Here is a 15619-nt window from a genome sequence, read left to right as displayed (position 1 = left end):
CGAATACACAGTTAACGGCAGCATCTGAAGCGAATATCATTATTCTTAGTCAGCAAAAAGGACGACTCCAAGCCTAAGAGGCTAGGAGATCGTCCTTCTTGTATTACGGAAAATGATGCTAACAGCAGCATTAGGATGCGGAATGATCGGCAGCCAATTGCTCCACAGGGGCTTTCGTCCGCTTCGTGAATAGCGAAAGCGCTAGAGCGACGATGGCGAATGCGAGGCCGACGACAAAAGCACGATGAATGCCGGCCAGCAGTCCCTCCGCGATTTGTGCAGGTGTAGGTTCCGCCGTCAGCGTCATGAAATAGGATTGCTGCCCTGATGTCATAATGCTGATGAACAGCGCGACACCAATGGCGCCGGCGATTTGCTGCAGAGTATTCAGTACGGCCGTTCCATGCGGATAGAGCCGCTGCGGCAGCTGGTTTAATCCATTGGTCTGCATCGGCATCATGATCATCGCTATGGCAATCATCATCAGAATGTGCAGGATGACCAGGATTGTCGTGGTCGTCTGCAAATCAATGCGCGTAAACAGCCACATAATGAGGAGCAGAAGAATGCTGCCGGGAATGACGAGCGCGCGCGGGCCGAATTTATCAAACAGCTTGCCGGTAATCGGCGATACGAGTCCGTTGAGCAATCCTCCCGGAAGCAGGACAAGCCCGGCCGCAAAGGTTGTCATCAGGAATACCCCTTGCATCAGGAAGGGAAGCAGCAGCATCGTCGAGAACATCGTCATCATCGCGATGATGAGCATAATCGTCGTGAGCGTAAACATCGGAAATTTAAAGACGCGAAGGTCGAGCATAGGCTCTTTCGATTTCAATTGCCGGATGACAAATAGAAGCAATGATACACCGCCCACAATTAAAGGGACGTATACTTCCGTACTGGCCCAGGTTGCCTCAGGTTTTCCCGCACTGCTGAAGCCGAATACGATGCCGCCGAACCCGAGGGTCGACAGCAGGATCGACAGCACGTCGACCTTCGGCCTGGTAACGGTGGTTACATTTTTCAAGAAAATGAATGAGACCGCGATGGAAAGCACGGCAAAAGGGAGCACGAGGAAAAACAGCCAGCGCCAGTCGGCAAACTGCAGAATCAAGCCCGAAAGCGTGGGACCGATCGCTGGAGCAAACATGATCACGAGCCCGATCGTGCCCATAGCTGCTCCGCGTGTCTCCGGCGGATAAAGCACGAGAATCGTGTTCATCATGACGGGCAGCATTAGGCCTGCTCCGCTTGCTTGAAGCAAACGACCGATCAGCAATAATTCAAAATTCGGGGCAATTCCGCACAGAAGCGTTCCCGCCGTGAACAGCACCATAGCTCCAAGGAACATCTGCCTGGTTGTAAACCATTGTACGAGCAGCGCCGATACAGGAATGAGCACGCCGACGACGAGCATATACCCCGTAGCGAGCCACTGCAGCGTAGAAGCAGAAACCTCCAGCGCCACTTCGAGCTTCGGCAGAGCAATATTGAGCAGCGTTTCATTCAGAATGGAGAAGAATGCCCCGATGATGAGCGAGATCAATATCGGCAGCTTCTTGATGTTTTGTATATCTTGTTGTTGTGTAGAAGAAGTAGAATTCAAGTCTCATCCCTATCCTTATTTTTTATTTTTGATCAGTGTTATTGTAACAGATTAATGTAAAATTTCATCGTTTAAAATTGTAATTTTTTATTATAATCAAAATTTCCATGAACGGCGCATGATACATCCATTTCTGCATGCAAGTCAGATTAGGATGAAAATGCATCACGATATAATTAATATTTTAATTATTTTGGAGGGCCTATGGGACGGCACAAACTGTATGGCTGGGTTGTTTTTAAGGGACAGCTTTTACAGTTTTAATATCGTTTATTGTCGAAATATGTTGGCAATATTTGGTTGACCGCTGTCGATTTGATATGCTAGAATTGCTGTTATCAGAAGACAAAATAAGGAAAATATTTAGACAATTTGTGTCTGATTCCAATTTTTAATAGCCTGTAACTCGGCAGAACGGAGACAAGGGGAGGATAGACTAACCTGGAATAAATCGCAGAAGAGGAGGTGAATTGATAAATTTATAAGCCATAAAAGGCGTATGAGACAATTAAAAAGGCTTGAAGCAAATAGTAGGTTAAAACATCAGAAAAGGGGACATGTTTTAATCCATGAAATGGTATGCATTATTTGTAGAGACAGGGAAGGAAGACATTGTTCGGTCTGCAATTCAGCAGCAATTTGATTCCTCTATTGTCATGCCAATCGTACCAAAACGTAGATTAAGAGAAAAAAGAGATGGTGTTTTTTATGAAATTAACCGAATTTTGTTTCCGGGCTATGTGTTTATCAAAGCTAAGATGAGTATTGACACTTATTATGGCTTAAAGAAGATTCCTAGATGTTATAAGCTTCTTAATAAATATAAATTTGATGAACAGCCAACAGGAAAAAATGAGGAAACGAACTCTTCCTCCACGAGCTTATTCTCGCAAATTGATGAAGAGGAAATGACCTTAATTACGCAATTGATGGATCACGATGAAATCATCAACTATTCTGTCCTGTATGTAGAGAATGCAAGATCACAGGTCAGAAGCGGCCCGTTAAAGGGCAGGGAAGGTATGATTAAGAAGATCGACAAGCGCAAGAAGAGGGCACGGATTGTGCTTGAACTGATGGGAAAATCAATAGAAGTGGATGTAGGGGTCGAAGTGCTGTCCCCGCCTGAAGTACATTAAAGATCTTATTTCTTGAAGATTCATACAAGTATCAGAGAAGAATCAAACGCTGCTTCGGTACGTTGAGAAATCTCTGAGATTATAATCGGGCAAAAGTAGTCTATATGTTTCTATATAGATGAGCGGGCGAAGCTGTGCCCAATTTCATATTAAAAACATAGGAATAGTTAGAATTATTTAAAGTCACTTCTTATCTAAAGAAATGGCTTTTTTTCTTTTGCTTTTCAAGTAAAGTGACCTTTCCTTTGAAGCTTTCACCTTGAGCTGTAATGACTTAATACTTATCGATTATTTGAGGTTGAGGTGTTTACTGTGAACAATATGAAGCTTATTTGCTTTGCTTATGCCGGCGGATCCTCGGCGATATATTTTGGCTGGCAGCCTCACTTTGGAACTGATGCTATTACTGTATTTCCCTTCGAATTGCCGGGAAGGGGGGCGAGAATGGGAGAAGCTTTACATACCAGTATGGAATCTTTAATCAATCACATAGTCCCGGAGGTTATAGATTTGCTGGAGAGGCGGCCCGATGATCCGTACTGCTTTTTCGGTCACAGTATGGGCGGACTGATAGCCTTTGAATTAACCAAAAAGCTCGCAGAAGCAGGGTACTCCTCCCCTGAGCGGTTATTTATCTCCGCCAAGGGCTCCCCATGCACCAATCATTTAATCGAGCGTTATTCGGTATTGAATGAAGCGGATTTCTTGCAAAAACTACATAAGGATGGCGGCGTAACTGATGAATTTGTTCATTCCGACTATTTGCAGGAAACCTTCATGCCTATTATTCGTGCCGATTATAGGCTTATTGAAACCTATGAAGCAGATTTATCTGTCAAGGTGGATTGTCCGCTTACTGTGTTCTACGGAACTGAGGATAAGATATCGAGAGATGAAGTTATGCTGTGGGCGAATTACACGAATGCTTCGGCTTCATTTATTGCAATCGACGGGGGACATTTCTATATTTGGGATCGTTATCCGGAGCTGATTCGATGTATAGGTGACCAGCTTCTGCCTGAAACAATGAGTGCAGCTCAATCAACAGGCTCGTCCGGGCAGCATTAGACGATGATTCAAAGGTTGTAATAACGTTTTAAATCTAGGCCAATTATTGCGGGGAGGGGTACAATTTGGAACGGAAAGCAGAGCTCGAACACGAGACGTACACTTTTAAAATAGAAACGGATTTGCAGGAAATGCTGGGCCGGGAGGGAGCGGCAGTTCTGGTGCAAGCAGGCTATGAGAAGAGTCCGCCGATCAATGTCAAGGATTTGTTTGGCGAAGCTGGAAGCCAGCTCTTTGCGCATCGTTCCGGATTACAAAATGCGAGCCTTGATGAGGCTGCTAATGTGGCCAGCGATGCATGGGCCATAAGCCAGGGGGGGCATCTGGAGTTCGATGACAACCTGCAATCGGTTGCAGATTTGCTGTTGAATGCAGCTTCTAAAGAAGGTCAGGGCATTGTTTTTATGGAGAAGCCCGGCTCAGAGCTGTTCATCACGTATGCCGAAATCTTGAACCGCGCCCAGCGCATTCTAACAGGCTTGCAGCAAGCGGGTCTGACGCTTGGAGAGCATGTGCTATTCCAGTGTAAAAGCAATTATAATTTGATTTCCGGATTCTGGGCCTGTCTATTGGGCGGCTTTATCCCGGCCCCTATCGGCGCTGCTCCGTCTTACGCCGAAAATAATGCGGCCTTAAAAAAGCTGCTTAATTCCTGGACCTTGCTCGGCAGACCTGCAATTATTGCGGATGAAGCGCTTGTACCGGATTTGCTGGCATTAGAGCAAACGATGGACATGACAGAGATTCGGGTCTATTCGGCCGAGTCGCTGGAGAAGCATGAAGCTGCTGTCGATTTTCCTGCAAAAGGCCGGGAGAGCTTCGCAATGAGTCTGCTTACGTCGGGGAGTACAGGAATTCCTAAATGCGTCCAGCACCGCAACCACAGTCTGCTTGCATTGGTACAATCCGTCACGGCTCACTTCGAGCTTACTTCCAGGGAGGTATGGTTGAACTGGATGCCGCTGGATCACGTTGGCGGGATTGTCTTCTCTCACTTGACCTCTGTGTTCTTGGGATGCAAGCAAGTGATAGCATCGACCGAGGTTTTTCTGGCCCGGCCGCTGCAATGGCTGGATCTGATTGACAAGCACCGCGTCTCCATGAGCTGGGCGCCCAATTTTGCCTTTGCTCTCATAGCAGCGGAGGCAGAGCAAATCAAACAGAAATATTGGGACCTATCCTCGATGCGCTACATTATCAATGCGGCCGAAAGCATCGTTCCCAAGACCGCCCATGCCTTTTTGCAAATGCTTATTCCCTTTGGACTTAAACCGGATGCAATCTCGCCTGCTTTCGGCATGTCTGAAACATCTTCCGGGGTAACCTTCGCCAAAAGTTTTTGTTTGGAGCATGACCGCTTAACCGGTGTTTATCATATCGATAAATTAAGCTTGAGCACAACACTCAAGGAAATAGACGAACAGCATATCAATTCCGTTTCCTTCGTAGAGCTGGGCAAGCCTGTTCCAGGAATGTCCATCCGGATCGTGGATCAGGACAATCAGCTTAAGCGGGAAGGTCAAATCGGTCGTCTGCAAGTAAAGGGTGAGGCTTTAATGGCGGGGTACTACAAGAACCCGTCCGCTAATTCGGAATCCTTTGTTGGGGATGGCTGGTTTAATACGGGGGATTTGGGTTTTTTGCGTGAGGGCGCGCTGACACTGACAGGGCGTGAAAAGGATATTATTATTTTAAATGGAAAAAACCATTTTAATTACGAAATCGAAGCTATAATTGAGGAAGTATTTGGGGTAGAAACCACTTATTCAGCAGCAGCAGCCATTACTGCTCCGGGCGCGCATGAGGACCAGCTCGCGCTGTTCTTCTCGCCGTATATGCAGGAGCCTTCCTTCTACCTGCAAGTCGCAGATGATATTAAATATCATGTAGTCAAGCATATTGGCATTGAGCCTACCTATCTTATTCCAGTATCCAAAGAGGCTTTTCCTAAGACCAATTCGGGCAAAATTCAGCATGGAGAATTAGTGAGAAGATTCAACGCCGGGGAATTCGATGAAGAGCTCAAGCTTGTAAATACCCACTTGGAAAGAGATACTCTGCCATCCTGGTTCTTTCAACAGGCCTGGAAGGAGCAGGCTCTGACCGAAGCACCGGAGAAGGAATCGGCTGGCGGGCTGCTTATCTTTTCGGATCTGCTTGGCCTAGGGAATGCTATTGCAGCTGCCCTGCCGGATGAACAGGTGTATCACGTCTATCCGGGGCAAGCTTATAGAAAAATCGATGCATCAACCTTTGAGATCCACCCGGAGCGTATCGAGGATTATAGGACGCTATGGAATGAATTGGCCGAGACGGGATCGGACATCAGGCAGCTTCTTCATCTGTGGAATTACACGCCCTATCTTCTCTTGGAGAATGCCGGGCAGTTGAGGCTAGCACAATCGACAGGCTCTCTAGGCTTGATTTCTCTATATAAGGCGTTAGAAGAGAGCAGGCTTCCCGCCGATCTGCTGGTTATAACGACGTATTCATGTAATAACCGGAATACAACGATTGCGAGCGAAAAGGCAACGATCGAAAGCATAGTAAAAGCAGCCGGGAAGGAAATGCCCGGCATACGCACGGGTCAAATTGATTTTAACGAGATTAATATCAGCCTGCATTGCAGGCTGGTGCTGAATGAATTAAGGGCTGGCGTTGGTAGGGAATTGGTGAGCTATGTCCATCAGACGCGCTATATTCCTGCCTTGGAGCGGGTAGATGTCCAAGCCTTGATTCAAGATGAAGTCCCGCCTTTTGTTGAGCAGGGACTTTATTTGATTACCGGCGGTCTTGGTGCAGTGGGGGAGCAGCTGGCGCAGCATTTACTTGAGCATTACAATGCCAGCATTGTGCTGGCCGGCAGAACCCTGCTTCCGCCACAGGAGCATTGGGATTTGGAGCTGGGCAGCGGTTCTGGACAGAGCGATCATTTGCGTCGTTATCTGGGGCTCCAGAAGCTTGCTGAAGCTGGAGGCGAGGTAGCTTACCACTCTGTAGACCTGACCTGCTATGAAGAAATGAAAGCTTTGATTGAAGCGAGTGAGCGGAAGCATCAGAAAAGACTGTCCGGCATTATTCATCTGGCGGGTATTGGCACACAGGCAGCTCTTAAGGATTGCGGGCATGAGCAGATCGAAATGCTGTACAACGCTAAGGTGTACGGTACGTTTGTGCTGTATCAGCTGCTGCTTGAACGGCCTGAAGCGATATTTGTAACCACTTCCTCTACGGAGACTATAGACCCTGGCATGCTAATGGGACCTTACAGTGCAAGCAACCGGTTTGTAGAGGCCTTCAGCGAGCACATCAGAAATACAAGCAGAATACGCTGCCACTGCCTGGCCTGGGGCATGTGGGATAACCTGGGGATGAGCAAGGGGAATGCGGCGATTTCGTCTATGCTCATTGAACAAGGCCTTCATCCGATTTCGCCCCAGCAAGGTGTACTTTCTTTTGTTATCGGGAGTACGCTGAATCTGCCGGTTCTCTATATTGGCTTAAATGAGCGCAAGGACCGGATCGCACGGCAGATGCTCGAGCCTGCCCGGCCAGAATACACGGTCTATGTCTATTTTCCGCCAACCGGCGACAGCAAGCTTGCTGTTCAGGAGCTAAGAGGACGAATCGATGCTTATATGTCGCAATTCTATCCCGAAGCACCATACATGATTAAATACCGAATAAGAAATGAGCTTCTCACTACCATAGATGGTCAGATTGACCGTAGAGCTTTATTGGATTTGGAAATGTCGATGGGTGTCTCCGACTATGTTGCTCCACGGAATGAAACAGAAGAGAAGCTGGCCCGTATTTGGTCAGGGATTTTGGGGAAAGAGCGGGTTGGCATTCAGGATAATTTTTTTGCAATGGGAGGAAATTCGCTTAAGCTGCTGCAAATGACCTCCGCCATTCAGGAGCAATTTGATGTAACGATTACGATTCATCACTTATTTCAAAATGCTACGATAGCCAGGTTAGCCGGAATAATCATTCAAGAACAGCCAGATCAAGGAACATGGATAACCCCTGCTGGCAAGCCTGGCACATCCAGCCTGTCACAGGGGCAAAGACAGCAATGGTACTTGTATCGAAGAGAACCGGAGAACCCTTATTATAATACGGCTTTCACCTTGGAATTCCAGGGGGATCTGAATCAGACGGCCTTAATGCAAGGCTTGCAGCACATCCTGAACAGACATCAGGTTCTCCGTTCTTACTTCATGGAGCAGGACGGCTTAGTTTCCGTTTGTCAGGACCCCGGGGCCCGGCTTGATTTTTCAATTCAGGACTTATCAGGTATGTCAGGGGAAGCACAGAAGCCCATGTTAGAGGCCATGCTTCAGGAGCAAGTGAACAGGCCATTCCAGTTGGAGCAAGCTCCCCTTCATCGCTTTGTACTCATTAAATGCAGTGCGGACAGTCATATTCTCCTTGTGGTGATGCATCATATTGTTTTCGATGGCTGGTCCGTAGGTCTGTTTTTAGAGGAGCTCAAGAGCTTATATGCTCATTATTCCGAGCAAACGCCGCTTGAACTGCCAGAGCTTGCGGTACAATATGCTGATTATGCGGCATGGGAAGAGAACCGTATTCTTCAACCTGCATATATCGAGCAGCTGGAATATTGGCAGCAACGCTATGCGGACGCCATTCCATCTTTGGATTTTCCAACGGATTATAAGAGACCCAGGGTGCTCAGTCATTACGGCAAGACGGCAGTATGCGAAATCGATAGCAAAATAACGGCTCGCCTGATGGATATCAGCAGAGCAGAGGACTGTACCCTATACATGACCCTGCTGGCTGCTTTTGTCGCGCTGCTTAACCGGTACACGCAGCAGGAAGAAATCATTATTGGAACCATATCCGCTAATCGCAACTCCCGGCAGGTCAAGCATCTCATTGGCTATTTTGTGAATACGCTGCCGCTAAGCTTTCAAGTCTCCGGCAACAGCACCTTTAAGGACTGCTTGAAGCAGGTTAAAAGCGAAGTGCTGGAGACGCTTGCTCATGGCGAAGCTGCTTTTGAACATATTGTTGAGATGCTGCCCGTTCAGCATGATCCGTCCAGACACCCGTTATTTCAAATTTTATTTGCCCTGCATGATCATTATTTTGAGCATACAACCCTGGGCAAGCTGCATATGAAGGTCGGCCTGCAACCGACGGATACCGCCAAATTTGACTTTGCCCTGCATGCCTATCCGTCAGCCGACAAGGTCCTGCTCAATCTGGAATACAACACAGAGCTGTTTCGTGAAGACCGGATGAATGCCTTGCTGAAGCATTATGTGCAATTGCTTGAAGGCATTTCACTTCATACGCATCAGCGGATATCACAAATTTCAATTTTAGCGGATGAGGAACAGCACTATTTGCGGAGTATTAATGATTTTCATGCAGTCCCCTATCCGCAAGACAGTCATATTGTAGATTTATTCGAACAGCAGGTCAGTGCCACACCTAATCAAACCGCGGTTTGCTTCGGACAAGAGAGCTTGACCTACGCCGAGCTGAATCAGCGTGCCAACCAGTTAGCGCGCCGCTTGCGCAGTATTGGCGTAGAACGTGAGCAGCTTGTCGGAATGCTCGTCGAGCGGTCCATGGAAATGGTGATTGCAATATTGGCTGTTCTGAAGGCGGGAGGGGCGTATGTGCCGATTGATCCGGATTTTCCGGAGGACCGGATTCAATATATGCTGCAGGATTGCAGGGCTCGCGTCCTGCTCACCCAGACACATCTTCCGCTGCCTGCGGATTATGAAGGACAGGCATTGTATGTTGACCGAGATGAGCTATATACGGGCGACGGCTCCAATTTGCCAAGTATAAATTCCCCTGCAGACCTGGCCTACGTCATTTATACCTCAGGCACGACAGGGAAGCCGAAAGGCGTACTGATGGAGCACCGCAATGTTGTCAGGCTGTTCTTCAATGATCAGCCGTTGTTCGATTTCCAGGCCGCCGATGTCTGGACTTTGTTCCACTCCTATACTTTTGATTTCTCGGTCTGGGAGATGTACGGCGCTCTGCTGCATGGCGGCAAGCTTGTGATCGTACCCAAGGAGACGGCACAGGATCCGCAGCAATTTTTATCTCTGGTGAACAAGTTCCAGGTTACAGTATTGAATCAGACACCTACAGCTTTTTATGGGCTGATCAACGAAATTTTACAGCAGAATACGGCAAGTCTGCCCATCCGGTATGTCATCTTTGGAGGTGAGGCGCTAGCTCCTATAATGCTCAAGGAGATTGCCGCGTCCTTCCCGTCCATTGAATACATTAATATGTACGGAATTACCGAAACCGCAGTTCATGTTACCTTCAAGCGTATTACCGCCAAGGAAATTGACAGCAATATCAGTGATATCGGTCAGCCGATCCCTACGCTTAAAGCCTACGTGATGGATGCTCATCTGAATCTGATGCCTGTCGGCACAGTAGGCGAGCTGTTCATTGGAGGTGAGGGGCTGGCCAGAGGATACTTGAATTTACCGGAGTTAACGGCTGCAAAGTTTATACCCAGCCCGTTTGTGGCTGGTGAGAGGCTGTACCGCTCGGGGGATTTGGTCAAAATGCTTCCGGGAGGCAGTCTGGAGTACCAAGGAAGAAGCGACCAGCAGGTAAAAATAAGAGGTTACCGGATTGAGCTAGGAGATATTGAGTCACAACTGCTCAAGCATTCTGGTGTGAGAGAAGCAGTCGTTGCAGCGCGTCTTAATGACAGCGGAGAGCAGGAGCTGATCGCTTATATTGTACCGTGTCACAAACTGACGACTAGCGAGCTCCGAGCATATTTAAGCCAGCTGCTGCCTGGCTATATGATTCCTGCCTACTTCATACAGATGGAGCATATCCCGCTAACTGCCAATGGCAAGGTTGACCGTAAGCAGCTGCCTGGACCGGATGAGCAAATGGAAAGCGGTATTATATATGAAGCACCAGCCAACGAGGGCGAAAGCAAGCTCATGGACATCTGGCAGGAGAAGCTGCAGGGTCTTCATTTTGGCGTGCATGATGACTTCTTCGTCCTTGGCGGCGATTCGATTAAGGCGATCCGTATTTTAAGCTCGATTAATGAGTGCTTTGACAGTCAGCTCACAATAAAGGATCTCTATCAGTACCCGACGATCCGGAATTTGTACACCTATATGCAAAGCGGTCGTCTTGCCCAAGCCGAGCAGCCGATTCTCCTCAATGAACAGATCTTGGCGAGATGGGAGACGCTAAAGCGTACGGTGTGCGAAGCAATGGGCGGCGGGAATATTGAAGAGGTTTATCCGATGAGCGGCGTTCAATTAGGAATGGTTTATCACAGCATGAAAAATCCCGATGCGGCGATGTACCATGACCAATTTGGATATGACCTGAGTGTAGATTCGTTTGATATCCAGCGATTTGAAGCAGCATTAAGGAGCGTGGTGGCTGTTCATCCTGTCCTGAGGACTTCGCTGGAGGTGGACAGATTTACGGAGCCAGTGCAAATCGTTTGGAAGGAAATTCCTATTAAATTTGAGGCAGTGAACCTGGAACCATATTTTCCATCTGAACAGGCGCAGATCATTCACTCATTTTTTGAACAGGACAGAAAGCTTCCGTTTTTGGTAAAAGAGGCTCCGCTTTGGCGTGCCAAGGTATTCCTGCTGAATCGGCATCAGGCGAAGGTCTGTGTAAGCTGTCACCACGCGATACTGGATGGCTGGAGCTTGGCGGCCTTTATGACTGGCTGGATTCAAGCCTATATCCGACAAGATGAGGCTGCGGTCGTATCGCCAGGCTTGAAGGCAAGCCCCAAAGATTTCATGCTGGAGCAGGAAAGATTAAAAAATGACGAAAGCTACAAAGTATTCTGGAGAAATGAGCTGGAGGATTACCGCAGATTTGAGGTCTCCTCTTCCGCGGATCAGGCACAGCAATATTCCTTTGTAACTCATACGCTGGATCAGGAGATGCTGAATCAGTTAAATCACAAGGTTGCCCGCAAACATCATACCAATTTGAAGGCGGTTCTGTTCTCCGCTTATATTGCAGCCTTAAATATGTTTTCTTATGACAATGATCTGCTTGTCGGGTTGGTTGAGCATAGCCGGCCGGAATGCGCGGACGCCGACCGCATGCTCGGCTGCTTTTTGAACACTGTGCCATTCAGAATCGTGATGAGAGAAGATTGGACATGGGCGGACTTGCTCCAGGCGGTACAGGACAAACAGATTCAATTAAAGGCCTATGGCCGGCTGTCCCTGTTGGAGATTTATCGCTCTTTGGGAGAATCGGCACAAGGGGAGAACCCTCTATTTGACACTATGTTTAATTTTGTTGATTTCCATGTGTATGACGAATTAAAGGATGCAGGCATGGGCAGCGGTGATTTCAAGCTGGATATGGAAATGCTGCATGACAGGAATAACACCCTGCTGGATTTCACTGTATCGGCAACAGGAGATCACTGTTTAATCCGGGTCGGATCGGTATGGGAGCCTGAGCAAAGCAAGCGGCTCATTCAATATTTCGAAGCAGTAGTGTTCAGGTTCATTCATCATGCGGAAGAGCGGATCGATAAAGCAGCCCTGCTATCTCCTGCTGAATATGATTACACGATTCATGCTTTAAACGATACGGATACTGTTTATGAGGGCGATGCTTCTCTTATGCAGCGGTTTGAACGGCGGGCGGCTGAAACGCCGGATCGAGCAGCCTTGCTGTTTGGGGATGAACAGCTTACGTACGGGGAATTGGACAGGAAGACGAATCAATTAGCTCACATTTTACGGGCTAGAGGGGTACAGTCGAATTCAATTGTCGGCCTGGCGGCGGAACGATCCTTCGAAATGCTGATCGGTATTATCGCAGTCATGAAGGCGGGGGGCGCTTACATGCCGATTGATCCTCACTACCCTGCGGAGCGTGTACGCTACTTATTAGAGCATAGCGGCTCGGAGCTCATTTTGACACAGCAGAAGTGGATGAGCGCTTATGAACAGCTTTCTGCTGACATGATTGCATTGGATGATGAAGACATCTATCTGGAAGAGAACTCGCATTCACTTAATCCGGTTTATTCATCGGATGATTTAGCGTATGTCATCTATACCTCGGGATCGACAGGACGTCCTAAGGGTGTCATGATCAAGCACGGCAGCCTGCTGAATCTTCTGTACGCATTGGAAGAGGAATATCCTCTTGAGAAGGATGACACCTATTTGCTGAAAACAACATTTACCTTTGATGTATCTGTCACAGAGCTGTTTGGCTGGATTGTCGGAGAAGGCAAGCTTGTAATTTTACCGCCCGAGCTTGAAAAGGATATTACCAGCCTAGCTGCAACCATCCGGGAGAGACGGATTACGCATCTGAATTTTGTTCCTTCTATGCTTCAATTGCTGCTGCAGTATGAGCAGCTTGCTTCACAACTACAGGACGTTAAATATGTATTTGTCGCCGGAGAGGCTTTCCCGGTTGACTTGGCTCGGAGATTCCAGCGAATACTGCCTGCCGTACGGCTGGAAAACATTTATGGACCTACGGAGGTCACGGTCTATGCTACGAAATATTCAATTGCCCCTGGGCCAATAGCGGCAGTACCTATCGGGAAGCCATTAAGCAATGTCAAGGTATTTGTGCTGAGCAAGCTGGGCCAGCTTCAGCCGCTAGGCATTCCGGGCGAGCTTTGCGTAGCAGGATCCGGGGTTGCCAGCGGCTATTTAAACAACGCGGAGCTGACCAGTCGGAGCTTTGTTACAAGTTCTATTCCCGGGATTGGAACGATGTATCGTACGGGTGATCTGGCCGTCTGGTCTAAGGATGGAACCTTGCATTATTTGGGGAGAATTGACACTCAGGTCAAGGTTAGAGGCTACCGGATTGAAACGGGGGAAATCGAAGCTCATTTGGCAGAGTACGAGAATATCGGTCAGGTTGCCGTTGTGCTGAAACGGGAGGCAGAGGAAGGGCAGCGCGTCTTTTTATGCGCTTATTATGTTGCTCCGCAGCCGCTGGATGCCCACTTAATGAGGCAGCATCTGAGCCAGGCATTACCTCATTATATGATTCCGTCCTATTTTATTTGGCTGCCGGAGATGCCTTTAACACATTCAGGCAAGGCAGACCGCAAGGCGCTGGAACAGCTTCCTATCGTCTATGAGACGCTCTCGAATCAGGATGATAGCCTTGTATCGCTAAGCTGGGAGCAGGAGCAGCTGATTAAGGCTTGGAAATCGGTGTTCAAAACAGACCGCATTCAGGTGAATGACAGCTTCTATGCATTGGGCGGAGATTCGATCATGGCTATACAGCTGTCGGCTAAGCTTAGTGAGCGGGGCTTAAACATTAGCGTCGGAGATATTCTGAAGCATCAAACCATAGCTGATATTTGCCAGAACGTAGACTGGCATTCAAAGGTTCGGCAGTATGAGCAAGGAATTGTCCGCGGGGAGAAGCTCCCGACGCCGATTGATTATTGGTTTATCGAGCTGGGCTGGTCCCATCCGGGGCATTATGTCCAAGCGGTTCAAATGGATCTTAACGCTGTTCCTGATATTGAACGCATGGAAGACGCCTTGAACCTATTAATTCAACATCATGATGCATTGCGCTTGAATTGCAGGCTGGACAGCAAAAGCTTCTATTATAATGAGGCCCACCTGGGCGAGCGTTTACAAATCGGCGTAGTTGATCTGAGCCAATGGGAGGATAAGCAGGCCGGCTTGGATGAGGTGAGCCGGGAACTGCAGGGTGAATTTGATCTGGCCTCTGAGCTGCTGCTCCGTGCGGCGCTAGTCCAGATAGATTTCCATACATGGAAACTCATGCTCTGTGCCCATCATCTCATTGTAGATGGCGTATCGTGGCGGATTTTGCTGGATGATCTGTTTCATATCTATCGCAGCTTGGAACAAAATGAACAGCCTATCTTGCCGCCAAAAACAGCATCACTGCAGGAGTATGGGGAATGGCTTCATGCATATGCAGCTCAAACTGATTTTGCTGAGGATATTGCCTACTGGAACCAGGTTCACAACACCGACTATTCCATCCCGACCGATATGGAGACGGAAGACTGGCGCTTTAAGCATTTTAGAGCAGTGGAAGGCAGCTTGAATCTGAAACAGACGGCTGCCCTGAAGCGTATCGCCAGCAGAAGCATATCGAACGTTTCCGTGCAGGATGTGCTTCTTATGTCCTTGGTTAAATGCCTTCAGGCGTGGACAGGCACTAAAGAAGTCGTTCTAGATATGGAAAGTCACGGGAGACATTCCGATGAGCTCAATTATTCAAGAACTGTAGGATGGTTTACAGCGATGTATCCGATTCGCATGACGCTCCAAGAGGATATGGATCCGAGTCAGCAGCTAAGCGATCTCAGCCAACAGTTGAAGTCTGTGCCGAATCATGGCTTTCATTATGGGATATTGAATTATTTGACCAAGCTTTTGCCTGCGCGGGATAGGCTGTTGAAGGACGTTCAGTTCAACTATTTGGGAGAGTTCACGCCTCTTGCCCCTCATGACCTGTTCTCGGGCTTCCAGCTCACGGCCAATGCAGCACCAGAAAACCATTTTTTAGTCAAATTGGATGTAACATGCTGGATAACAGATGATTTGCTGAACGTTGCCTTCCGGTACAACTCCAATTGCCACCGGGAAGAAACCATACGCAGCTTGCATGAGCGATACCTTAACCATATACAAGTACTTGTCGAGAGCCTGGCCGAGGATGCTTCCCATTTGCAAGCAGATTCGCTGGATGCTGCGGATCTGAGCAGCGAAGAGCTTGAAGCGTTATTCGATCTGTAATCGTCCAAGAT

General features: G+C 48.1%; 4 protein-coding genes. 3 read left to right on the top strand and 1 reads right to left on the bottom strand.

Going from position 1 to position 15619, the window contains the following annotated elements:
* Positions 1–130: 130 nt before the first annotated feature.
* On the bottom strand, positions 131–1606 hold the full coding sequence (locus BN2762_RS17960; protein WP_055108267.1) for an MDR family MFS transporter: 1476 nt from the start codon (positions 1604–1606) through the stop codon (positions 131–133).
* A gap of 569 nt (positions 1607–2175) precedes the next feature.
* On the opposite strand from BN2762_RS17960, the gene loaP reads away from it, so the two are divergent.
* The 3 genes from loaP (at position 2176) to BN2762_RS17945 (ending at position 15608) form a co-directional block, all read left to right on the top strand.
* Positions 2176–2745: an antiterminator LoaP gene (loaP, locus tag BN2762_RS17955; RefSeq protein ID WP_055108266.1), complete on the top strand. Its 570-nt coding sequence runs from the start codon at positions 2176–2178 to the stop codon at positions 2743–2745.
* 321 nt (positions 2746–3066) lie between these two features.
* Positions 3067–3813 (top strand): thioesterase II family protein, encoded by a 747-nt coding sequence (locus BN2762_RS17950; RefSeq protein WP_230202635.1) that lies wholly within the window; start codon positions 3067–3069, stop codon positions 3811–3813.
* 65 nt (positions 3814–3878) lie between these two features.
* The gene (locus BN2762_RS17945; protein ID WP_055108264.1) at positions 3879–15608 is read left to right on the top strand and encodes a non-ribosomal peptide synthetase; all 11730 of its coding nucleotides are present in this window, start codon (positions 3879–3881) and stop codon (positions 15606–15608) included.
* Positions 15609–15619: the final 11 nt, after the last annotated feature.

It is taken from the genome of Paenibacillus ihumii, assembly GCF_001403875.1.
Taxonomy (GTDB): domain Bacteria; phylum Bacillota; class Bacilli; order Paenibacillales; family Paenibacillaceae; genus Fontibacillus; species Fontibacillus ihumii.
Note: the sequence above shows the minus strand (reverse complement) of the source record. Positions and strands in the feature narration are given on the sequence as shown.